We start from the raw sequence: 23,191 nt of genomic DNA on the forward strand, positions 1-23,191 counted from the left end.
CAACCGCAGTGGACACCTCACCTAGACAGTGAAGGGCGCGCTGCATCTGCCATAAGCTCAATCCCCACGTAGTCGTCCCCCCATCTCCTGAGCCAGGTCCACGGCGTAGTGATCGGTCATGCCGCCGATAAAGTCGAGCATGCGTCGATAGCTGTCGTAGAGGCTCCATGAGGAGCGTGGCGTATTCTCGCCGATCAGCGCCAGCACCCGCTGGTGCTTGAAGGTCGACCTGCCGGTGTAGTGAAGCTCATGGGCCGCACCGATAAAGGCCTCGAGCAGGATACCCAGGGTCGTGTAGGCGCCGATCTCGAGCTTGGCCTTGCGCTCGTTCTGGAAGATACGCTCCCGGGCCAGCTGCTTGGCCGCCTTCACCCCCCAGTCCAGATCGGGGTGACACAGCTCCAGCAGATCTGCCTGCAGTCGCCCCCCCAGCAGCTCCGCCTCATGCTGCACGAACACCGCCCCCACGTCGTTGACCGCGCGCTCCATGGCCGCCCCGCGCAGAGCCGCGATACGCCGACGCTGGGAGACCCCCTGGCGCTGCATGGCAGTGTAGTCACTCGGGGCCCCACCGGCGATCTGGATCAGGATCTCGGCGACTTCGTCATAGCGCAGGATGTCCATCTCCAGGCCATCCTCGAGGTCGAGCAGGGCATAGCAGATATCGTCGGCGGCCTCCACCAGCCAGGCCAGGGGGTGACGGCACCAGCGCCCTTCTCCCCTGGGCAACAGCCCCAATCGCTCGACCACCTCGACCAGCAGCTCACGCTCGCTCTGATAGCAGCTGAACTTGCCCGCCGCTCCACCATGTTCCACCGTCCAGGGATACTTGAGCAGGGTCCCCAGTGTCGCCGTGGTCAGGCGCATGCCACCACGGAACTGGTTGTACTCGATCTGGGTGACCACCCGGAAGCCCTGGGCATTGCCCTCGTAGGTCAGCAGATCCTCGCGCTCCAGGGGTGACAGTCCCTCGAGCAATCCCTTGCCATCGGCCTCGGCGCGCTTGAACCAGTCGCGGATGGCGTACTCGCCGGCATGGCCGAAGGGTGGGTTACCGATATCGTGACCGAGGCAGGCGGCCTGCACGATCACCCCCAGGTCTGCCGGTGTGATCCATGCCGGCAGCCGGCCGCTCAGCCCCTCGCCGACGATCATGCCCAGCGAGCGCCCCACACAGCCAACCTCCAGCGAGTGGGTCAGTCGTGTATGGATATGGTCATTGTCGGTCAACGGGTGGACCTGGGTCTTGCGCCCCAGGCGCCGGAAGGAGCCGGCGAAGACGATCCGGTCGTGATCCTTGTGGAAGGGGCTGCGGCCGATCTCACCGCGGCCGTTTCCGGGGCGCGCGCCGCGTCGGTCATGCAGCCGTCCCGGGTCGAGCAACCGCTCCCAGCTCATCTGCGTCATGGGTAATCTCTCCTTGGAAGCCCCATTCTGGCACCGGCGGATGCAACCTGGCCATCGCGATGCACCACGCCCGACCAATATCGTTTCGCCTACTAACGAATTTCCATAGAATCGTCTGCCCAGACCGCGTCATTCAGCAAGAACACCAGGCAAGAATGGAATCAGACCGCAGGCTCGCCTGGCAGCATCCCGCTCGACGCGGCCCCGACGCCACAAACAACTGACAAGGCAGACGCTTCATGTCCTCGACTTCCGATGCTCCCGCCGCGCCATCCCGAGGGGATCGCGGCTTCTTCGGCCACCCCCGACCGCTAGGGTCGCTGTTCTTCACCGAGATGTGGGAGCGCTTCTCCTACTACGGCATCCGCCCCCTGCTGGTGCTGTTCATGGCCGCCGGTCTCGCCGAGGGTGGCCTCGGCTTCAGCCGCGAGGATGCCGCGGCCATCGTCGGCATCTACGCCGGCGCCATCTACCTCTCGGCCCTGCCCGGCGGCTGGCTGGCCGACAACTGGCTAGGCCAGCGACGCGCCGTCTGGTACGGCTCGATTCTGATCGCCCTGGGCCACCTGGCCATCGCCCTCTCGGCGCTATGGGGTGCCAGCGCCTTCTTCGTCGGCCTGCTGCTGATCGTGCTCGGCTCGGGGCTGTTCAAGACCTGCATCACCGTGATGGTCGGCAGCCTCTACGAGGAAGAGGATGCGCGCCGTGACGGCGGCTTTGCGATCTTCTACATGGGCATCAACCTGGGCGCCCTGCTGGCCCCGCTGATGACCGGCCTGCTGATCGAGAGCGGCGGCTGGCACTGGGGCTTCGGCATCGGCGGCCTGGGCATGCTGGCGGCTCTGCTGATCTTCCGCCTATGGGCGATCCCCGCCATGCGCCGTGCCGACGCCGAGCGCGGTCGAGAGGCCAGCTGGGACGCCCCGGCGGTCAAGCGCCGCGGCGTGGGCCTGGCGGTCTCGGGGCTGTCGATCCTCGGCGCCGCCCTGGTGGCGCTTGCAGCCGTCGGCGTGATTCGGCTCGACCCGGTGGCGATCGCCGAGGCCATGACCAGCGTGATCATCGTCTGCGCCCTGGGCTTCTTCGTCTATCTGATGGCCTTCGCCGGTCTCGACGCCCGGGAGCGCGCCCGGGTGGTGGTGGCCTTCCTGCTGATCGTCGCCTCGGCCTTCTTCTGGGCCTCCTTCGAACAACAGCCCACTTCCTATAACCTCTTCGCCAACGACTACACCGACCGCGCCCTGTTCGGCTGGGAGATCCCCACGGTGTGGTTTCAGTCGCTCAATGCCGTCTTCATCATTCTGCTCGGCCCGCTGTTCGGCTGGCTGTGGCCGGCCCTGGGCCGCCGAGGACTGGAGCCGGGCAGCGCCACCAAGTTCGTGATGGGACTGCTGTTCGCCGCCGCGGGTTTCGGCCTGATGATGCTCGCCGCCCGCCAGGTGCTGGTCGGCGACGGCCTGGTCTCGCCGCTGTGGATCACCGCCAGTCTGCTGCTGCTGACCCTCGGCGAGATGTGCCTGAGCCCGGTGGGCCTCTCCACCATGAGCACCCTGGCGCCCCAGCGCATCCGCGGCCAGCTGATGGGCCTGTGGTTCACCTCCCTGGCGCTGGGCAACCTGGTGGCCGGCCTGATCGGCGGCAACGTCAGCGCCGACAAGCTCACCGAGCTGCCGGCACTGTTCGGCCGCTCGGCCGTGGCACTGGTACTCTGTGCCCTGGTTCTGGCGCTGCTGACACCGCTGATCGGCCGCATGCTCAAGGGCGGCCAGCACACCACCGCCACATCCTCCTCCTCAACGACCTCTGGAGCCTGACATGAGCCAAGTCCTCTCGACGCCCGCGGACCGACTCGCCGCCCTGCGCACCGTCATGCGCGAGCACGCCATCGACGCCTGGTGGCTGCCCTCCTCCGACCCCCACAACTCCGAGTACCTTCCCGAGCACTGGGCCGGCCGCGCCTGGCTCTCCGGCTTCGACGGCTCGGTAGGCACCCTGGTGGTGACCCAGGAGGCCGCCGGCGTGTGGGTCGACAGCCGCTACTTCGTGCAGGCCGAGGCGCAACTGGCGGGTAGCGGCATCGCCATGATGAAACTGGTTCAGGGCCAGGCCACGGCACCCATGGCGTGGCTGGCCGAGCGCCTGCCGGCCGGCGCCACCGTTGGCTACGATGCCCAGGTGGTCGCCCTGGCCCACGCCAGCCAGATGGAGGAGATCCTCGGCCCCGTCGGCATCGCCCGGCGCGGTGACCTGGACCTGCTCGACGCCATCTGGCCGGACCGTCCGGCGCTGCCCGCCCAGCCGCTCTACGCCCAGCCCGCCGCCTTCCGGGACGAGACTCGCCCCGAGCGCCTGGCTCGGGTGCGCGCGGCCATGGCCGAGCAGGGTGCCGACTGGCACCCGATCTCGACTCTGGACGACATCGCCTGGCTGACCCAGCTGCGCGGCGACGACGTCGCCTACAACCCGGTGTTCCTCGCCCATCTGCTGGTCGGCCGCGACACTGCCACCCTGTTCGTCGCCCCCGGCACCGTCGAGGCTGAGCTCGAGGCGGCGCTGGCCGCCGACGGCATCGCCGTCGCGCCCTACGACGCCTGGCGCGCGCATCTTGCCGCCCTGCCCGCCGATGAGCGCGCGCTGCTCGACCCGGCCCGGCTGACCCTGGGGACCCGCCAGGCACTACCCGCCGAGATGGCGGTGGCCGAGGCCTTCCAGCCCAGCACCCTGGACAAGGGATGCAAGACCGACCAGGAACTGACCCACGTGCGTCGTACCATGGAGGCCGACGGCGCCGCCCTGTGCCGTTTCTTCGCCTGGCTGGAGCGGGCCCTGTCCGAGGGCGAGCGAGTCACCGAGCTGGACGTGGAGACCCGGCTGCGCGAGGAGCGCGCCCGGGGCCCGCACTTCGTCAGCGAGAGCTTCAACACCATCGCCGCCTTCAACGCCAACGGCGCCCTGCCCCACTACCGGGCCACCCCCGAGGCCCACGCGGTGATCGAGGGCGACGGCCTGCTGCTGATCGACTCCGGCGGCCAATACCACGGCGGCACCACCGACATCACTCGCATGGTGCCGGTGGGCGAGGTCTCGGCGGCCCAACGCGAGGACTGCAGCCTGGTACTCAAGGGTACCATCGCCCTCTCCCGGGCTCGGTTCCCGCAGGGCATCGCCGCGCCTCGGCTGGACGCCATCGCCCGGGCACCATTGTGGGCCACCAGTCGCGACTACGGCCACGGCACCGGCCATGGCGTGGGCTACTTCCTCAACGTCCATGAGGGGCCCCAGGTGATCAGCATCGGCGCGCCGGTCGCACCTCACACCGCCATGCGTGAGGGAATGATCACCTCCATCGAGCCCGGCGTGTATCGCCCGGGGCAGTGGGGGGTGCGCATCGAGAACCTGGTCGCCAACCGGCCGGCGGAGGCGAGCGACTTCGGTGACTTCCTGCGCTTCGAGACGCTGACCCTGTGTCCGATCGATACCCGTTGTCTCGACGTCGCGCTGCTCGACGCCGCCGAGGCCGCCTGGCTCGACGCCTACCATGCCGAGGTGTACGAACGGCTCGCCCCTCACCTCGAGGGCGACGCCCTGGCCTGGCTCGAGGCACGCACTCGGCCGCTCGCACGCGGCTGACCGAGCGTCGCTCACCCGCTGAGCGATGCCCGACACGACAAGGGGCGCCGGCATGCCGGCGCCCCTATTTCATTGGAGTCGTTGGAGTCGTTGGAGTCGTTGGAGTCGTTAAATCCTCGGTGACAGAGCGACTCGAAGGAAAGAAGCCGTGCTCTATATCCGTCGCTTCATCAACCAGTGGAACAGCAGCCCGCCCAGCAGCAGCGCAATGGCGAAGAGGTATATCCCCACCGAGATACCGCTGTTCCAGATAATGCTCCAGTCGCCGCCGGAGATCGACATGGCGCGGCGCAGGTTGTACTCCATCTGGCCGCCCAGCAGCAGCCCCAGCACCACCGGCACCGTGGGGATCTCCAGCTTGCGCAGCACATAACCCAGCACGCCGAAGGCCAGCATCATGTAGAGGTCGAAGGCGCTGTTGCCAAGCGAGTAGACGCCGACGAAGGCGACCATGACCACCATGGGCATCAGGAACCAGCCCGGCGCGCGCAGCACGCGGGCGAAGAGTCCCACCAGCGGGATATTGAGCGCCAGCAGCATCAGGTTGCCAATGAACAGCGCCGCGACCAGCCCCCACACCAGCTCGGGCTGGTTCTCGAACAGCAGCGGCCCCGGCGTGATGTTCATCGACAGCAGCAGCGCCAACAGGATGGCCGTGGTACCACTGCCGGGAATGCCCAGCGACAGCATGGGAATCAACGCACCACCGGCGGCGGCGTTGTTGCCCGCCTCAGGTGCCGCCACCCCGTGAGGGTCACCGTTGCCGAAGTCACCACGCGCGCCCTGCCAGCGACGCTCCAGGGTGTAGGAGAGGAAGCTGCCCAGCGCCGCCCCCGCCCCGGGGAGCACGCCGGCGATAAAGCCCAGCACGGAGCTACGCCCGATGCTGCCACGACAATGCCAGGCGGTGCGCACGCCCGGCAGGGCCGAGCCCAGGGTCATGGTGGGCTTGCGTCCCTGATGGCTGTCTTCCAGGAATACCAGGCACTCGGAGATGGCGAACAACCCCACCAACGCCACGATGAAGTCGATGCCGTCGTAGAGTTCATACCAGCCGAAGGTGTAGCGGGGCACACTGCTGACCGCATCGATCCCCACGGTGCCCAACAGCAGTCCCAGACAGGCCGCCAGGAAGCTCTTGGCCAGATGCCCCCCGGTCACTCCACCGATGGTGGCGAAGGCCAGCACAAACAGCGCGAAATACTCGGCCGGGCCGAAGCGAATGGCGAAGTCCACCAGCATCGGTGCAAACAGCACCAGTCCGATCGTCGACACCAGGGCGCCGACGAAGGAGGCGACACCGGTCAGCCCCAGTGCCTCGCCGCCACGGCCCTGCTGTGCCATGGGAAAGCCATCCAGGGTGGTCATCATCGCCGGCTCGTCGCCGGGAATATTGAGCAGGATGGAGCTGATGCGGCCGCCATACATGCAGCCGTAGTAGATGCTGACCAGCAGGATCAGCGCGGCGGTGGCCGAGAGGCTGAAGTTGAAGGTCAGCGGGATCATCAGCGCCACCCCGTTGACCGGTCCGAGGCCAGGCAGCGCTCCGATCAGGGTACCCAGGGCGCACCCCACCAGCGCCAGGAACAGGTGCTGGGGCTCTAGCGCCACGACGAAGCCCTGACCAAGAAAGGCGAGAAGTTCCATGAACGCGTTTACCAGTTCAGGCCAGGCATGTCGGGAAGCGGCATGCCGAGGGCGAATTCAAAGAGAAGATAGAGACCCACGGTCAGCAGCCCCCCAAACGGTAGGGCCTGGCGCCATGTTGCGCCGAACAGACGAATCATCAGGGTCACGGTCAGCAGAGCGGTAGGCAGAAAGCCCAGCGGCTGAATCAGCCCCGCGTAGATCATCAGCAGCACCAGTAGACCAAGCTGGCGGAACAGCGCTGACCGTTCCGGCCAGCGCTGGTTCACTCCCGGGTGGATGATCAGGTAGAGCGACAGCAGTCCCAGGGGCACACTGACCAGGCGCGGGAAGGCGCCCGGTCCTATCGTCTGCCCGAAGCCGCTGGTGAAATCATGCGACAGCCACCAGGCGACGGCAGCCACCACCAGCAGCAACCCACCGGCAATGCGGTCACCCAGCGCTCCTACCCCTTCTCTCACTCGATGACTCCGATCTCTCGAGAAATGGACTCGACCTGATCGATGGTCTCCAGCACGAAGCCGTTGAACTCATCGCCGCCACGCCACAGCGGCACCAGACCATTCTGCTCGGCGACCGTCTTCCACTCTTCGCTGTCGTAGAGAGACTTAAGGTCAGCGACCATGCCGGCATAGTCCTCATCGGAGACCTCGCCACCGGTATAGAAACCACGCCAGTTATAGCCGGTCACGTCATAACCCTGGGAAACGGCGGTCGGCAGATCATCGAAGGGTGCGGGCAGCGGCTCATCAGAAAGCACCGCCAACACGCGTACATCGCCTGACTCGATGAAGCCGGCAATCTCACCCAGGTCGGTAGACACCACGTCGACGTGGCCACCCATCATCTGGGTCACCGCGGGACCGCCGCCGTCGAACTGCACCCAGCGCAGGTTGCCAATCTGTTCATTGGGCATGCCCGCTTCCTTGGCCAGCATCAGGGCACGGATATGATCCCAGCCGCCCGCGCCACTAGAACCGCCCACCGCAAGGGCGCTCGGATCTTCGACCATGGTGGTTACCAGCTGCTCTAGACTCTCGAACTCGCTCTCATCGTCAACCAGAATGACGCCTACATCGGTACCCAGCATGGCCAGCCAGCGCATGGTATCGGCACCGCCGGGGTACTTGCCCTGGGCGATCTGCGTCACCCCGACCGTACTGGTGGCGACGACCAGGTCACTATCATCGGCACGGCTGCTCGCTACCCTGGCGAAGGCCACCGCCCCCACGCCACCCGGCATGTTGGTGACCTGCACCGGGCTTTCCACCAGGTCCAGCTCCAGCAGCAGCTTGCCGACCGAACGGCAGGTAAAGTCCCAGCCACCACCCGGATCGGCCGGGGCGATGCATTCGCTGATCGGCAACGCCTGGGCCGGCGCGCTGATGGCGAGCCCGGCCCCTACCAGGGAGGCGGCGACGAGGCCGAGGCCCCCCTTCTTGACGGTACGCATTGGTGTGCTCCTCCTGCTTGTTGTTATGGCAGGCGCAATTGGCCTGCCTGCGGTTCTCCCGCCGGCACGGCGGCTGAGTACAGCGCTGAGTTAGATCACGCGACGCTCACGAAGCGTCGCTCGTTTATCATCCTCGAGACCCAGCTCGGCCAGCAGCTCGTCGGTATGCTCGCCAAGCCGCGGCACCGGGTGGTAGAGGCTCGCAGGCGCTTCACGCAACTTGACCGGGAAGCCGGTAACGGGCACCCGGCCAGAGGCCTGGGTCAGCTCCAGGCGCATCTCCTGAGCCTGCACCTGAGGGTCATCAAAGGTCTCGCGCAGGTCATGCACCCGTCCACAGGGAACCCCCGCACGATTGAAGTGCTCGATCCACTCGTCGACACTCCGGGTCTTGATGACCGCATTGAGAATCTCGCGGAGCGGCTCGCGATGAGCCATCCTTTGACGATTGTCGGCGAAGCGCTCGTCATCGAGCAGATACAGCATGTCCAGTGCGCCGAGGAAACGCTCGACCATGGTGTCGTTGCTGGGCGCAATCGCCACCTCGCCATCACGGGCGGTAAATAGTCCGTAGGGATAGAGCATGGGGTGATCGTTGCCGGTTCGGGCCGGCAAGCGGTCGGTGGCGAAGTACTCCGCCGCCAGATAGCCCATCATGGCGATCAGACCGTTGGTCAGGGCCGTCTCGACGATATCGCCCTGCCCAGTGGTAGCGCGACGCACCAGGGCCGCACAGATCCCGAAGGCGAGGTTCTGACTGGCCACCATATCGCTGATCGGCGGCGCCGCACGCATCGGCTCGCCGGTGGCGGTGCCATTGACGCCCATGAAGCCACTCATGGCCTGGGCGATGAAGTCGTAGGCCGGGCGGTCACGATAGGGCCCGCTGGAGCCGAAACCGTTGATGCGGCCCACCACGAGCCGAGGATAACGCTGGCGCAGGGTGTCGTCGTCGAGCCCCATCTTGCTCAACACTCCGGGGCGGAAGTTCTCCACCAGCACGTCGGCATCCTCGAGCAGCCTATGCAGGATCTGCTTGCCTTCGTCGCTGCGCAGATCGAGTGTAAGCGAGCGCTTGTTGCGATTGAACTGGGCGAAATACCAGCTTTCGCCATTGACCATATTGCCCTGCTGACGCACCACGTCGCCCTTGCCGGGCGGCTCGACCTTGATCACGTCGGCGCCGTGATCGCCGAGGATCTGGGTACAGAACGGCCCCGAGATCACTCGGGTCAGATCGATCACGCGGACGCCCGCAAGCGAGCCGGTTGAACGAGAGGAGGTAGGAATCATTTTCGCCATTATCCCTGTGCGGTAGGTACGGCACTGCAATCGCTCAGAGCCAGGCGCGGGCCGGCTTGCGAGACCTGGGCCGGCAGGCGCCGCCCCATCAGCTCGCTGGCACGGCCCGCCGCGGCGATCAGCCCCTCCAGGTCGAGGCCGGTCTCCAGGCCCATCTCCTCGAGCAGATAGGCCAGGTCCTCGGTGGCGATATTGCCCGAGGCCCCCGGCGCAAAGGGACAGCCGCCGAGGCCACCGATGGAGCTCTCGTAGCGGTCCACGCCGAGCGCCAGCCCCTGCATGACATTGGCCAGGCCGATGCCACGAGTATTGTGAAAGTGCAGTGTCAGCGGAAGGTTCGGGGCCGCTTCTCGCAACCGCGTGACACGCTCGGTGACCAACGGCGGCGTCGCCATGCCGGTAGTATCGCCGAGAGACAGGTGCGTTGCGCCCAGGTCGGCGAAGCGTCGTGCGATCTCGGTCACCGACTCGACCGGGACATTACCCGTAAAAGGGCAACCGAAGGCGGTAGCGATGGCGCCTCTGAGAGCCACGTTGCTTCCGTCGAGCAGGCGTGCCACCTGCTCGAACCCCTCGAGTGAGGCCGCCACGCTGCGGTTGACGTTCTTGGCGTTATGACGCTCGGAAGCGGAGACGAACAGCACCACCGAGTCGACGCCAGCTTCCAGTGTACGCTCGGCGCCACGCAGATTGGGGACCAGGGCCGAGAGATGGAGGCCAGCCACACCACGCAGCGCCGCGACCACCTCGGCGGCATCGGCCAACGCCGGCACAGCCCGCGGACTGACGAAGGAGCTGACCTCGAATTCGTGTACGCCGGCATCCACCAGAGCACGAGCCAATGACAGCTTCTGCTCGGTGCTCAATACCACCGGCTCATTCTGTAGACCATCGCGTAATCCCACCTCGGTAATGTGAATGTGCCGAGGTGGCGGGGTAAGAGCGGACATGGCAGACCTGCTGAATCAATGCAATCTTATATACGCTAATGAGAGTGCCAGGCCTTAACAATGCACCTTTCGTCCTATACCCATGGCAATAAACTTACATTTCTTTCATCCATTACCTCTTGACACGGAAACCCCTATCCACCTGTCGCTAGGCTTTGCCTGAAGAGTCGACGAGCGAAGGTCAGACAAGGCCAAAAATCGGCGAAAAGACGAAGGTTACGGAGTGTAAATGAGCACTTCGAGTCGATTTTTAACGCCGTATAGCCGCGCGGCTCCGCGGCTCACTCCCCCTCGGCCAGCGCCGGCAGCAGCGTCTTGAGCTTGCGGGTGAGCGTGTTGCGGCCCCAGCCCAGCAGTTCGGCGGCCTCTCCCTTTCGCCCACCGGTATGCTTGAGCGCGGTCTCTATCAGGATACGCTCGAAGTCGGGGACGGCTTCCTCCAGAAGGTGCGTATGGCCGGCGGCCAGGGCATGGTCGGCCCAGTCGCGAAAGGCATCACGCCAGTCGTCGCCGGCACTGAGCCTCTCCTCGTTCGTCTGGCGCAGCTCCGGTGGCAGATCCTCGCAGAGAATTTCGCGCCCCGACGCCATCACCGTCAGCCAGCGGCAGGTATTCTCCAGCTGGCGCACGTTACCGGGCCAGGGCAGTCGCGCCAGATAGCGCTCCGCCTCGGGGGTCAGCACCTTGACGTCGGTTGCCATCTCCCTGGCCGCCTCGGCCAGGAAGTGGCGCGTCAATTGCGGGATATCCTCGCGACGCTCAGCCAGCCGCGGCAGATGCACACGAATCACATTGAGCCGATGAAACAGGTCCTCGCGGAAGTGCCCCTCCTCTACCAGCCGCTCCAGATCCTGATGCGTGGCGGCGATGATGCGCACATCCACTTTTACCGGAGTATGCCCGCCCACCCGATAGAACTCACCGTCGGCCAGCACGCGCAGCAGCCGAGTCTGAGCCTCGGCGGGCATATCGCCGATCTCGTCGAGAAACAGGCTGCCCCCGTCGGCCTGCTCGAAACGGCCCTGCCGGCTTGCGGTCGCCCCGGTAAAGGCTCCCTTCTCATGACCGAACAGCTCGGACTCAATCAGGTCGTGGGGAATCGCCGCCATGTTCAGTGCGACGAAGGGCTTGTCCGTGCGCGGACTATGCTGATGCAGTGCCCGGGCAACGCGCTCCTTGCCGGTGCCCGACTCACCATTGATCAGCACCGTGATGGGCGAGTGGGAGAGCCGCCCGATGGCGCGGAACACCTCCTGCATGGCCGGCGCCTCGCCGATGATCTCGGCATCCAACCCCTCCGGGACACTGATCGGCCTGCGGCGCTCGCGGGCATGGGCCACCGCACGGCGAACCAAGGCCAACGCCTCGTCGACATCGAAGGGCTTGGGTAGATACTCGAAGGCTCCGCCCTGATAGGAGGCCACGGCACTGTCCAGGTCTGAGTGGGCGGTCATCACGATCACCGGCAGTTCTGGATGCGTCTCGCGTACCCTGGCCATCAGGTCGAGACCATCGATACCCGGCATGCGGATATCGGTCATCAGCACATCTGGAGGGTCGGCCAGCAGGCGCTCGATCGCCGAGTCGGCACGTTCATGACACTCCACCTCGAGGTCGGGTTGAGCCAGGGCGCGCTCCAGCACCCAGCGGATGGCACGGTCGTCATCGACAACCGTCACGCGTGCAACGTCAGTCATGGCGCGTCTCCAGAGGAATAAGCAGTCGGAATTCGGTATGGCCCGGCGCCGAGGCGCACTCGATCAGCCCCTGGTGCTGATGCAGGATGCCCTGGGCGATGGAGAGCCCCAGACCGCTGCCCCCGGCACGTCCCGACACCATGGGATAAAAGAGTGTCTCCTGCAGCGCCTCGGCGATGCCCGGTCCGTTATCGATGATCGCCACCTCGCACACCAGCCGATGCCGCTCGGCGCCCAGGGTGAACTGACGACGCGCCCGGGTGCGCAACCGCAGGCGTGGTTCGGGGGTGGCCGCCTCGTGCATCGCCTCCATGGCATTGCGCGCCACATTGAGCACCGCCTGAATCAGCTGCGCCTCGTCGGCGGAGAGATCCGGCAGACTGGGGTCGTAGTCGCGCTCGATGCGCACCCCAGGATGCTCGGCAAGCACCAGGGTGCGGACCCGCTCCAGCACCTTGTGGATGTTGAGGGGCTCGTGCCGGGCCACCCGGTTGGGCCCCAGCATGGAGTCGACCAGATCGCGCAGGCGATCCACCTCCTCGATGATGATGCGCGTGAACTCATGATGCGCCGGGTTCTCCAGATCGCGCTCCAGCAGCTGAGCCGCGCCACGAATGCCCCCCAGCGGATTCTTGACCTCGTGGGCCAGCCCACGAGTCAACACCTTGACGGTTTCCTGGCGGGTCATCAGCGCCTCTTCCCGGGAGATACGAATCAGCCGATCGCGGGGCTCCACCTCCAGCAGCAGTTCGTCCTCGGCGATGGGAGTGGCGGTAAAGTCCACGGTCAGTGGCTCGCCTCCCAACAGCACCAGGCGCGCCTCACGGCGAGTGAAGGGGTGGCAGGCGTCCAGCGCCTTGGTAAGCACCGCCCCCATCCCATCCTCCTGCTCCATCGACGAACAGAGCGTGCTCCCCCGAACCCGGCTGAGGCTCACAGAAAGCAGCGCCTCGGCGGCGGGATTCATCCATGTCACCCTGAGCTCGCCATCCAGCAGCAGCACGGCAGTGGAGAGGTGTTCCATCAGGCGTTGGTACATCGCAGCGGCCATATCGGTTCCGGGTCAGCTTGTGCAAGAGGGACATCTAGATGAAGCAAGAAGCGGGCCAGGACGCGAGCCCCTCTGGCCGCGCTTATGACGGGACGAGACGTGCCATATATGCACCAAATTAGTGCATCTTGTGGCGCCCTGCACCGCCCCCGGCGACAAGCGAGACAGCGGGGATGGAGATTGCGTGGATCGTGACAGCGGGACACACCGCCCCCCCTCTCATCGGCAGGCGTTGATCAGGAGGGAGACAGTGTCATGACAGGAAGAGACAGGGACGCCCGAGAGGGTCGTCAGCCATTGGGTTGGCGATTCACGTTGGCGCGCAGCACATAGATCGTCACCGGTGAGGTGCGATGGCGAATCCCACCTTGGGCATCCAGCAGCTCGGCCTGCAGCACGTGCTCACCGGGGTTCATGTTGGGCACCATGAAGGCCGAGGTATGCATCGCCGACTGGCTGATCTGGCCATCCACCAGCAGCCTGACGCGATGATCCTCGCGCAGGTCGGGCGAGATCCCCAGATCCACGGCGACATTACCCGCCACGCCTACCGGAAAGGCCTGCTCATGGGTCGGGGAGATGATACGGAAGCTGTCATAGGGCATGAAGGGCTGCCCCGGACGGGACGTCGCGGGCGCACTATCGCGGCGCGGCGCGACCTGGCCGGCGTCTGCACTCCCCCGCGCCGGGACCACCGTCACCGGCGCCAGCTCCACCTGTTCGCCGCCCACATCGGGATCGTCGGTGAATACTACATTCCCCTGGGCATCCGTGGTGCGATAGATGGTCTGGCCGTAGGCCGTCAGTGTTACGCCCAGTGCCAGCATAAGGGTCAGGACCGTTTTGCCCATGGAGTTCTCCGCCTTGCCAAAGAGTCGATCGCCGGCAACCCGCCGCCTACCGGTAATATAGGTCACATCATAAGCAGGCCCGATGCCCCAGCGCCAGCGGCAACTGGCCGAGCGGCGAGGCTTCGTCCTAGGATGGCTTATTCAAACAACAGTCCAAGGAGACCGATGGTGGACAACTGGCAAGCGGTGGTGGTGCTGACGTTGATGGCGGGCATGGCGATGCCGGTCGGCGCCTGGGCGGCCTGGAAGGAGCGTATCGATATCCCGTGGCTCGAGAGCGAGCTGCGCCATGGCATCATCGCCTTCGGTGGCGGGGCACTGCTCTCGGCAGTGGCCCTGGTATTGGTGCCCGATAGCCTGTCGGATCTCTCCCTGGGAAGCGCTGCCGCCTGGTTCCTGGCTGGCGGCATTGCCTTCATGGCACTGGATGTGATGCTGGCGCGCAGCGGCTCCTCGGCCAGCCAGCTTGCCGCCATGCTCGCCGACTTCGTGCCCGAGGCGCTGGCACTGGGGGCCGCATTCGCCTACGGCAGCAGCGGGGGCATGCTGCTGGCCGGCCTGATGGCGCTGCAGAATCTGCCGGAAGGCTTCAACGCCTATCATGAGCTTCGCCAGAGCACCGCCTATTCATCACGCCGCCTGGTCGGGATGTTCTTCACCATGGCCTGGCTGGGACCGCTCGCCGGCCTCGGTGGGTTCTGGTGGCTGGCCGACTACCCCTCGGTAGTCGCCGCCATCATGCTGTTTGCCGCCGGCGGCATCCTCTACTCGGTGTTCCAGGATCTGGCCCCCCAGGCCAGACTCGAGCGCCACTGGGGCCCTCCTCTCGGCGCGGTGCTCGGCTTCGCCCTCGGCATCATGGGCCATATGCTGATCCACTGAGCCCACGGTATTAAGACCACGGCATTGGACCCGTGATAACGCAAGCGGCACGCCCGAAGGCGCGCCGCTTGCGCAGGTCGAATCAGAGCCCGCGAGCTCTTATCAATGGCTACAATGCGTGGTCAACGGCTGCACTGCATAGCTAACAGCCGTCGTTAACAGCCGTCGTTAACAGCCGTCGTTAACAGCTATAGTACATGTCGAACTCGATCGGATGAGTCGCCATGCGCAGACGATCCACATCCTCCCTCTTGAGCTCGATATAGGCATCGATCATGTCATCGGTGAACACACCGCCCTCGGTCAGGAAGGCGCGGTCATTTTCCAGCGCCTCCAGGGCCTGGTCGAGGCTATGGGCCACGGTCGGCACCTTCTTCCCCTCTTCCGGCGGCAGATCATAGAGGTTCTTGTCCATGGCATCGCCGGGGTGGATCTTGTTCTTGATGCCGTCGATCCCGGCCATCAGCATCGCCGCGAAGCACAGGTAGGGGTTGGCGGTCGGGTCGGGGAAACGCAGCTCGACACGCTTGCCCTTGGGGCTGGCGGTGTAGGGGATACGGATGGAGGCCGAACGGTTGCGGGCGCTGTAGGCCAGCATGACCGGCGCCTCGAAGCCCGGCACCAGACGCTTGTAGGAGTTGGTGGACGCGTTGGTAAAGGCGTTCAGGGCACGCGCGTGCTTGATGATGCCGCCGATGTAGTAGAGCGCCATCTCGGAGAGACCGGCGTACTCGTCGCCCGCGAACTGGTTGACCCCCTCCTTCCAGAAGGACTGGTGCACATGCATGCCGCTGCCGTTGTCGCCCACCACCGGCTTGGGCATGAAGGTCGCGGTCTTGCCGTAGGCGTGAGCCACGTTGTGGATCACGTACTTCATCTCCTGGACCTCGTCGGCCTTCTTGACCAGGGTGTTGAACTTGACCCCGATCTCGTTCTGACCGGCATTGGCCACCTCGTGGTGGTGCACCTCGACGCTCTGGCCGATCGCTTCCAGGGTGTTACACATGGCACCGCGAATATCGTGGAAGCTGTCCACCGGCGGCACCGGAAAGTAGCCACCCTTGACCCGCGGACGGTGGGCCAGGTTGCCCCCCTCGACCTGACGGTCGGTAGCCCAGGCACCCTCCTCGGAGGTGATCCTGTACATGGCACCTTCAGGATCGGCCTTCCAGTGCACCTCATCGAAGATAAAGAACTCGGGCTCCGGACCGAAGAAGGCGGTGTCGCCCATGCCAGTGGACTGCAGATAGGCCTCGGCGCGCTTGGCGATGGAGCGCGGGTCGCGGTCATAGCCCTGCATGGTGGCCGGCTCGATGACATCACAGCGCAGCACCAGGGTGGCGTCTTCGGTGAAGGGGTCCAGGAAGGCAGTACCATCCTCGGGCCGCAGGATCATGTCGGACTCATTGATCCCCTTCCAGCCAGACATGGAGGAGCCATCGAACATCTGGCCGTTCTCGAAGAACTCCTCATCGACATCTCGCGCCGGAATGGTGACGTGCTGCTCCTTGCCGATGGTATCGGTGAAGCGCAGGTCGACCCACTTGACGTCATGTTCTTCGATCAGGGCGAGCGTCTTGGTAGACATGGTGTCCTCCGGTTGAGCATGGCTCGATGATGGTGGGATTCAGGCATCAGGATGCAGGAGTCCCGAAGATTCGTTGTAGCACGCCGCAGGCACACTGCCCACGATGACCCGATACTACTGGCTAGTGATGATAACACTGCAGGCAGCGTGCCAACCCGGCGCAATGCCGCATTATTTTTTTTCAATATATTGAAATCTATAGGGCTATTCCCGAGGCCAGTCAGTGCCAACGGGAACGAGGCCGCGCACCGACGGCAGAACTCAACGGTCAATGCACCAAAATGAAGCACAGATAAAGAGGTACGCACCACCAGGCAGCACCAATAGCATTTGATACGTTAATTAACTCCGAGCTACACTTCATTACATCTTGATCGCCGGCCGCGACTCCAGGCCGTCGCCCAGAGCCCTCTCTTCTGGCCTCGGAGTTCATCATGGCCTTACCATCCGGCACTCTACTCATCGATGCGCGCAATGCCGGTGCCAGGCTGCCCAGAGAGCTGTCATTGGTAACACCTCTTATCGTCGACCGGGACATCGAGCTGATCGTGATCGACGATACCCAGGACGTCAGGGTCACCCGTATCGCCCGCCGCTACAAGGCACGCCATGTACGGCTTTGTGTCCTTCCCTTGGGGGAACGGCTCAATACCACCATCGCTGGTACCCGTGGTTCGGTACTGGTGTTTCCTCTCCTTGGCTGTATCGGCTCGACTCGCACCCTGCTGCAGCTGGTGCGACGCATCGGTGCCGGCGAGGTTGACGCCGTGACCCTGTCTGGCAGTCCGCCGGGGCTGCTCGCCCGGCTGCTGAAGCGTCATAAGCCTGCTCCCGTCGTCGGTATCTGCATGTCTCGTCAATGGTACGAACGCCTCGGCGGCTGCGACCCCCAGCTAGACCATGACGCCCTCGACGACCTGGTGGAGCGCCTGCGCCACTGTGGGGCGCGCCTGGAGTGCATCACCCCGGTCCACCAGGCTGGCTAAATCTTCTCTACTAGCAGGACGCACAAGATCCCATCGCCAAACTTGCTACTCCTGGGCACCTCTAATCTGTACAATACGCGTCCCCCATCCCTGCCCCGCGCCTAGGGTACTTACCAGAACGTGTACATAGGTGCGTACATTTTAGCGAGTCACACCTTATGAGCACGACCGTAAGTCATTCTGATGTAAGCAATCTTCGCAATATCGCCATTATTGCTCACGTCGACCACGGCAAGACCACCCTGGTCGACAAGCTCCTTAGCCAGTCCGGCACCCTGGATCGCAAGGCCGAAGGCCAGGAGCGCGTCATGGACTCCAATGACCAGGAGAGGGAGCGCGGCATCACCATCCTGGCCAAGAACACCGCGATCCGCTGGCAAGCGCCGGCCGGCCAGGACTACCACATCAACATCGTCGACACCCCCGGACACGCCGACTTCGGCGGCGAGGTCGAGCGTGTCATGTCGATGGTCGACTCGGTGCTGCTGCTGGTCGACGCGGTCGATGGTCCCATGCCCCAGACCCGCTTCGTGACCCAGAAGGCCTTCGACCAGGGGCTGAAGCCGATCGTGGTGGTCAACAAGATCGACCGCCCCGGCGCCCGACCCGACTGGGTGATCGACCAGATCTTCGACCTGTTCGACAACCTCGGCGCCTCCGATGAGCAGCTCGACTTCCCGATCATCTACTGCTCGGCACTCAACGGCATCGCCGGTCCCGAACCCGACCAGCTGGCCGAGGACATGACGCCCATGTTCCAGTCCATCGTTGATATCGTCGAGCCGCCCAAGGTGGAGCTCGACGGTCCCTTCCAGATGCAGGTCTCGGCGCTGGACTACAACAGCTATGTTGGCGTCATCGGCCTGGGCCGCATCACCCGCGGCTCCGTCAAGCCCAATCAGCAGGTCACCGTCATCACCAAGGAGGGCGAGTCGCGCAAGGGCAAGATCGGCCAGGTAATGACCCACCTGGGCCTGGAGCGCGTGCAGACCGACGAGGCCACCGCCGGCGACATCGTCTGCATCACCGGTATCGACAACCTGGCGATCTCCGACACCCTGTGTGACCCGGCCGCCGCCGAGGCGCTGCCGCCGCTCTCGGTGGACGAGCCCACCGTCTCCATGACCTTCCAGGTCAACGATTCGCCGTTCGCCGGCAAGGACGGCAAGTTCGTCACCAGCCGCAACATCAAGGATCGTCTCGAGCAGGAGCTGATCCACAACGTGGCACTGCGTGTCGAGCAGGGCGATACCCCGGAGAAGTTCAAGGTATCCGGTCGCGGCGAGCTGCACCTCTCGGTGCTGATCGAGACCATGCGCCGCGAGGGCTTCGAGCTCGCCGTAGGCCGCCCCGAGGTGATCATTCGCGAGATCGACGGCCAGATGCAGGAGCCGTACGAGGAAGTGATCATCGACTGCGAGGAGCAGCACCAGGGTGCCATCATGGAGGAGCTCGGCTATCGCAAGGGTGAGCTCAACAACATGAACCCCGACGGCAAGGGTCGTGTGCGCCTGGACTTCATCATCCCGGCACGTGGTCTGATCGGCTTCCGCGGCCAGTTCATGACCCTGACCTCGGGCACCGGCATCCTGACCAGCCGCTTCGACCACTATGGCCCGCTCAAGCCCGACGCTGCCATCGAGCGTCGCAACGGCGTGCTGGTCTCCATGGTCTCGGGCAAGGCGCTGGCCTACGCCCTCTATGCGCTGCAGGAGCGTGGCAAGCTGATCATCGACCACGGCACCGAGGTGTACGAGGGCATGCTGATCGGCATCAACAACCGCGCCAACGACATGGTGGTCAACCCCACCAAGGGCAAGAAGCTCGACAACATGCGCGCCTCGGGCAACGACGAGAACATCGTGCTGACCCCGCCGGTAAGGTTCTCTCTGGAACAAGCCATCGAGTTCCTCGATGACGACGAACTGGTTGAGATCACCCCCAACCATATTCGTCTGCGCAAGAAGCACCTGACCGAGAACGAGCGCAAGCGCGCCGCCAAGAAGTAAGTGCTGCCGTATCGCTCTGCCAAGCCCGCCACCCGGCGGGCTTTTTTATGGTCCTCGGCTCCTCTCACCGTTCTGTCCCCGGCGCCTTTCGACCCGGTAACGGCATTAGCCCTGGTAGGCCATGCCTTTCCCCGGGCCGGTACAACCTCCTATGCTGGAGTCATCCATGACGGGCGCGGCTTGCCGCGCCGACAGCCACTCGAGCAGGAGAACCAGCATGCACAAGCACGTGGAGTGGGACGACCCCGGCGCCGACAGCGTGATGCGCCACTTCCAGCAGGACAACAGCGGCCACTCCGAACCGGGGCCCGGCGACATCCTCTCGGCGCGCCATGAAGGCGCCGTGGTGCGCGTGAAGGTCGAGGCCTACGTGGATGGCACCAGCATCGGCGATGTGGCGGCAATCATCGCCGTGGACAACGGCCGCCGCCTCAAGTCCCACGGCAAGCTTGCCCTGGGCGACACCGTGCGCCTCCCCGACGCCTGCCGCGCCCTGGAACCGATCCTGGGCGACCCCGACGATAGAGACCAGGATGGCTAATCGATACCCTTATCTTCCAGAACGTTAACGAGACGTAAACGGAGCACACTGGTTACCGACCGGGTTTTGTCGCACAGTGGCCACACGGCCACCGGCCAACAGACTCAGTCTCGGAGCCACGATGAGCACCCATAACGTCTGGACCCACAAGGGTACCTTCCTGCTGGCAGCGATCGGCTCGGCGGTCGGCCTCGGCAATCTGTGGCGCTTCCCCTATCTGGCCGGCGAGAACGGCGGCGGAGCCTTCTTCCTGGTCTACGCCCTCTGCATCTTCGCCGTGGGCATTCCGATTCTGATCGCCGAGACCATGCTGGGCCGCAACAGTCGACGCAGCCCGATCATGGGCATGCGTTTCCTTACCCGCACCCACAAGACCTCGCGGAGCTGGGAAGCCATCGGCTGGCTAGGCGGCATCTCGGCCTTCCTGATTCTCAGCTTCTACTCGGTGATCGCCGGTTGGGCCATCCACTACACCTGGCAGATGCTGACCGGTTCCCTGATCGGGGCCGATATCGAGGGCATCGCCACCGGCTTCGATGCCCTGCTCGCCTCCCCCGCGCTGCTCACGCTCTATCACACCCTGTTTATCGCCGCCTCGGGGTTGATCGTCGGCCTCGGGGTCCACCAGGGCATCGAACGCGGTTTGCGGGTCATCATGCCGGCGCTATTCGTGATCCTGCTGGTGGTGCTCGCCTACGGCGTGACCCACGGCGACTTTCCCACCGCGGTCGACTTCCTGTTCAACTTCAACATCGCCGACCTCAGCCTGGAGGGCTGGCTGGAGGCCATGGGCCAATCATTCTTCACCCTGAGCCTCGGCATGGGCGCCATCATGGCCTACGGCGCCTATATGTCCGGCGAGGTTTCGCTGACCCGCACCGCGATCATCGTTGCCATCGTCGATACCGCCGTGGCCGTGGTCGCCGGCCTGGCGATCTTCTCGCTGGTCTTCGGCGCCGGGCTCGATGCCGGACAGGGCCCCGGGCTGATGTTCGTCACCCTGCCGCTGGCCTTCGCCGAGATGCCCGCCGGTGCATTGATCGGTGGGGTGTTCTTCATTCTCGTGCTGGGGGCCGCGCTCAGCTCCTCCATCTCGCTGATCGAGCCGGTGGCCGCCTACCTGGTCGAGCGCTTCGACCTCACTCGCCCCCAGGCGGTGCTCGCCATGGTGCTGACCACCTGGGCACTGGGTCTGCTCACCGTGATCAGCTTCAACCTCTGGGCCGAGGAGAGCGTGTTTCACGGCCTGTTCGGCTACCGCCCCTTCGACCTCTTCGAACTGCTCAGCAATATCTTCATGCCACTGGGCGGCATGCTGATCGCCCTATTCGCCGGCTGGGCACTGACTCAGTCCGAGGTGGTGAAGGAGATGGGTACCAACGGTCTCTGGTTCAGTACCTGGCGCTTCCTGGTGCGCTTCATCGCTCCGGCGGCGGTCGCCTTCGTCTTCCTTCACGCCATTCCCCAGGTCGGGGGCTACCTGATCCCGGCCATCGGTGCTGTGGTGATCGTCGGTGTCGTCGCCGCCAGCCGCATCTTCCTGATGGAGGACGACCAGGTGCATTGATCCCTGCGCCGTTCATCGGCGGGGCAGATACACGGCATGCCACCCTCAGCAGAGTCGGCAGCTGGACAAAGTCAATAGTAACAATACGCAGATACGACGAGTCGATAACAAACAGAGTCAACAACCACGAGATATACCGCATGGTACCCATGATCGACGTGCAACACGTCAACAAGGCCTTCGGCGGCCTCAAGGTGATCAACGACTGCTCGCTCTCGGTAGCAGCGGGTTCGATCACCGGGCTGATCGGCCCCAACGGCGCCGGCAAGTCGACCCTGTTCAATATCATCGCCGGAGCCCTGCCGCTGGACAGCGGCAAGGTGCTTCTGAATGGCGAAGAGATCACCAATCGTCCCGCCAACGAGCTGTTCCACAAGGGACTCCTGCGCACCTTCCAGATCGCCCACGAGTTCTCCCAGATGACCGCGCTGGAGAACCTGATGATGGTGCCCCCGGCCCAGGCCGGCGAGAGCCTGTTCAACACCTGGCTCAAGCCCGGCCTGGTGCGCTCCCAGGAGGCCGAGGTGCGCCGCCGCGCACTGGAAGTGATCGACTTCATCGGCCTGCATCACGTGCGCAACGAGCTGGCCGGCAACCTCTCCGGAGGACAGAAGAAGCTGATCGAGCTTGGTCGCACCATGATGACCGACGCCCGGGTGGTGCTGCTCGACGAGATCGCCGCCGGGGTCAACCGCACCCTGCTTGGCGATCTGGTCGAGAACATCGAGCGCCTCAACCGCGAGATGGGCTACACCTTCCTGGTCATCGAGCACGATATGGAGATGATCGCCCGGCTCTGTGACCCGGTGATCGTGCTCGCCCAGGGCAGCGTGATGGTCGAGGGCTCCATCGAGGAGATCCAGAACAACCCCGAGGTCATCGAGGCCTACTTCGGAGCGTCCCAAGATGCCACTACTTGAAGCGCGTGACGTCTATGGCGGCTACGGCGGCATGAACATCCTCAACGGGGTGAACATGATCCTCGAGGCCGACGAGATCGGCGTCATCGTCGGCCCCAACGGCGCCGGCAAGTCCACCATGCTCAAGGCCATCTTCGGCCAGCTCGTCGTCACCCAGGGCGAGATCCTGCTGCGCGGCGAGCCCATCCACAACCTGCCGCCCCATCGCCTGGTACAGCAGGGCATGGGCTTCGTGCCCCAGGAGCACAATGTATTTCCGAGCCTGACGGTGAAGGAGAACCTGCAGATGGGGGCCTTCCTCAAGCCGGGCAACGTCAAGCGCATGCTCAAGCAGATCTACGACTTCTTTCCGCCCCTCTATGACAAGCGACACCAGCCGGCCGGCGAACTCTCCGGCGGCCAGCGGCAGATGGTCGCCATGGGCCGTGCGCTGATGGCCGAGCCCAGCGTGCTGCTGCTCGACGAGCCCACCGCCGGCCTCTCGCCGCTTTACATGAACGAGATCTTCGCCCAGGTGAAGCAGGTCAATGCCGCCGGCGTCGGCATCCTGATGGTCGAACAGAACGCCAAGCAGGCCCTGGCCATCGCCGACAAGGGCTTCGTGCTGGCCGCCGGCCAGAACCGCTTCACCGATACCGGCGCCGCCCTGCTGGCGGATCCGGAAGTGGCCAGGAGCTTCCTGGGCGGCTGAGCGGCCCGGGAGGAAAAGG

The 23,191-nt window shown here is 64.7% G+C and carries 19 protein-coding genes; 9 read left to right on the top strand and 10 right to left on the bottom strand.

The features are described 5' to 3' along the window. Window positions 1-57: 57 nt before the first annotated feature. Complete coding sequence (locus E0702_RS03515) at window positions 58-1,407, bottom strand: deoxyguanosinetriphosphate triphosphohydrolase (protein WP_132041593.1); 1,350 nt, start codon at window positions 1,405-1,407, stop codon at window positions 58-60. 239 nt (window positions 1,408-1,646) lie between these two features. Here E0702_RS03515 and E0702_RS03520 point away from each other — a divergent pair, with 239 nt between their 5' ends. Next, window positions 1,647-3,221 carry a peptide MFS transporter gene (locus tag E0702_RS03520; RefSeq protein WP_132041594.1) on the top strand — a complete coding sequence of 525 codons (1,575 nt, stop codon included), beginning with the start codon at window positions 1,647-1,649 and terminating at the stop codon, window positions 3,219-3,221. Between the two features lies 1 nt (window position 3,222). Beyond that, complete coding sequence (locus E0702_RS03525; protein ID WP_132041595.1) at window positions 3,223-5,037, top strand: aminopeptidase P family protein; 1,815 nt, start codon at window positions 3,223-3,225, stop codon at window positions 5,035-5,037. Between the two features lie 153 nt (window positions 5,038-5,190). Here the strand turns inward: E0702_RS03525 and E0702_RS03530 are convergent, their stop codons facing one another. The 8 genes from E0702_RS03530 to E0702_RS03565 all read right to left on the bottom strand — a co-directional run bounded on the left by E0702_RS03530 (window position 5,191) and on the right by E0702_RS03565 (window position 13,988). After that, window positions 5,191-6,684, bottom strand: coding sequence for a tripartite tricarboxylate transporter permease (locus tag E0702_RS03530; RefSeq protein WP_132041596.1), 1,494 nt, complete (start codon window positions 6,682-6,684; stop codon window positions 5,191-5,193). Between the two features lie 8 nt (window positions 6,685-6,692). Next, complete coding sequence (locus E0702_RS03535) at window positions 6,693-7,145, bottom strand: tripartite tricarboxylate transporter TctB family protein (RefSeq protein ID WP_132041597.1); 453 nt, start codon at window positions 7,143-7,145, stop codon at window positions 6,693-6,695. Continuing rightward, window positions 7,142-8,137 (bottom strand): Bug family tripartite tricarboxylate transporter substrate binding protein, encoded by a 996-nt coding sequence (locus tag E0702_RS03540; protein WP_132041598.1) that lies wholly within the window; start codon window positions 8,135-8,137, stop codon window positions 7,142-7,144. Before E0702_RS03540 ends, E0702_RS03535 begins: the two co-directional genes overlap by 4 nt. A 90-nt stretch (window positions 8,138-8,227) precedes the next feature. Next, window positions 8,228-9,439 (bottom strand): CaiB/BaiF CoA transferase family protein, encoded by a 1,212-nt coding sequence (locus tag E0702_RS03545; RefSeq protein WP_306766900.1) that lies wholly within the window; start codon window positions 9,437-9,439, stop codon window positions 8,228-8,230. Beyond that, window positions 9,439-10,389: a hydroxymethylglutaryl-CoA lyase gene (locus E0702_RS03550; protein ID WP_132041600.1), complete on the bottom strand. Its 951-nt coding sequence runs from the start codon at window positions 10,387-10,389 to the stop codon at window positions 9,439-9,441. The genes E0702_RS03545 and E0702_RS03550 overlap by 1 nt, the downstream gene beginning before the upstream one ends. A 281-nt stretch (window positions 10,390-10,670) precedes the next feature. After that, window positions 10,671-12,086 carry a nitrogen regulation protein NR(I) gene (gene ntrC / locus E0702_RS03555; protein WP_132041601.1) on the bottom strand — a complete coding sequence of 472 codons (1,416 nt, stop codon included), beginning with the start codon at window positions 12,084-12,086 and terminating at the stop codon, window positions 10,671-10,673. Further along, the gene (gene glnL / locus E0702_RS03560) at window positions 12,079-13,125 is read right to left on the bottom strand and encodes a nitrogen regulation protein NR(II) (protein ID WP_132041791.1); all 1,047 of its coding nucleotides are present in this window, start codon (window positions 13,123-13,125) and stop codon (window positions 12,079-12,081) included. Before glnL ends, ntrC begins: the two co-directional genes overlap by 8 nt. A 302-nt stretch (window positions 13,126-13,427) precedes the next feature. Then, entirely contained in the window at window positions 13,428-13,988 is a 561-nt protein-coding gene (locus E0702_RS03565) for a DUF4124 domain-containing protein (protein WP_132041602.1), read from the bottom strand. A gap of 165 nt (window positions 13,989-14,153) precedes the next feature. On the opposite strand from E0702_RS03565, the gene E0702_RS03570 reads away from it, so the two are divergent. Beyond that, window positions 14,154-14,870 (top strand): ZIP family metal transporter, encoded by a 717-nt coding sequence (locus E0702_RS03570; protein WP_205741869.1) that lies wholly within the window; start codon window positions 14,154-14,156, stop codon window positions 14,868-14,870. A gap of 181 nt (window positions 14,871-15,051) precedes the next feature. On the opposite strand, the gene glnA is transcribed toward E0702_RS03570, so the two are convergent. Further along, a complete protein-coding gene (glnA, locus tag E0702_RS03575; protein ID WP_132041604.1) occupies window positions 15,052-16,458 on the bottom strand; it encodes a glutamate--ammonia ligase in 1,407 nt (468 codons plus the stop codon). A gap of 434 nt (window positions 16,459-16,892) precedes the next feature. Between glnA and E0702_RS03580 the strand changes: the two genes are divergently transcribed. The 6 genes from E0702_RS03580 to E0702_RS03605 all read left to right on the top strand — a co-directional run bounded on the left by E0702_RS03580 (window position 16,893) and on the right by E0702_RS03605 (window position 23,172). Next, window positions 16,893-17,444 carry a glycosyltransferase family A protein gene (locus E0702_RS03580; protein WP_132041605.1) on the top strand — a complete coding sequence of 184 codons (552 nt, stop codon included), beginning with the start codon at window positions 16,893-16,895 and terminating at the stop codon, window positions 17,442-17,444. 158 nt (window positions 17,445-17,602) lie between these two features. Beyond that, window positions 17,603-19,453: a translational GTPase TypA gene (gene typA / locus E0702_RS03585; protein ID WP_132041606.1), complete on the top strand. Its 1,851-nt coding sequence runs from the start codon at window positions 17,603-17,605 to the stop codon at window positions 19,451-19,453. 217 nt (window positions 19,454-19,670) lie between these two features. Continuing rightward, the gene (locus E0702_RS03590; protein ID WP_132041607.1) at window positions 19,671-19,994 is read left to right on the top strand and encodes a hypothetical protein; all 324 of its coding nucleotides are present in this window, start codon (window positions 19,671-19,673) and stop codon (window positions 19,992-19,994) included. A gap of 121 nt (window positions 19,995-20,115) precedes the next feature. Further along, entirely contained in the window at window positions 20,116-21,561 is a 1,446-nt protein-coding gene (locus E0702_RS03595) for a sodium-dependent transporter (RefSeq protein ID WP_132041608.1), read from the top strand. 140 nt (window positions 21,562-21,701) lie between these two features. Further along, window positions 21,702-22,481 (top strand): ABC transporter ATP-binding protein, encoded by a 780-nt coding sequence (locus E0702_RS03600; protein ID WP_132041609.1) that lies wholly within the window; start codon window positions 21,702-21,704, stop codon window positions 22,479-22,481. After that, window positions 22,468-23,172, top strand: a complete 705-nt coding sequence (locus E0702_RS03605; RefSeq protein WP_132041610.1) for an ABC transporter ATP-binding protein — start codon at window positions 22,468-22,470, stop codon at window positions 23,170-23,172. The genes E0702_RS03600 and E0702_RS03605 overlap by 14 nt, the downstream gene beginning before the upstream one ends. Window positions 23,173-23,191: the final 19 nt, after the last annotated feature.

This window comes from Halomonas marinisediminis (assembly GCF_004347715.1).
Taxonomy (GTDB): Bacteria; Pseudomonadota; Gammaproteobacteria; order Pseudomonadales; family Halomonadaceae; genus Halomonas; species Halomonas icarae.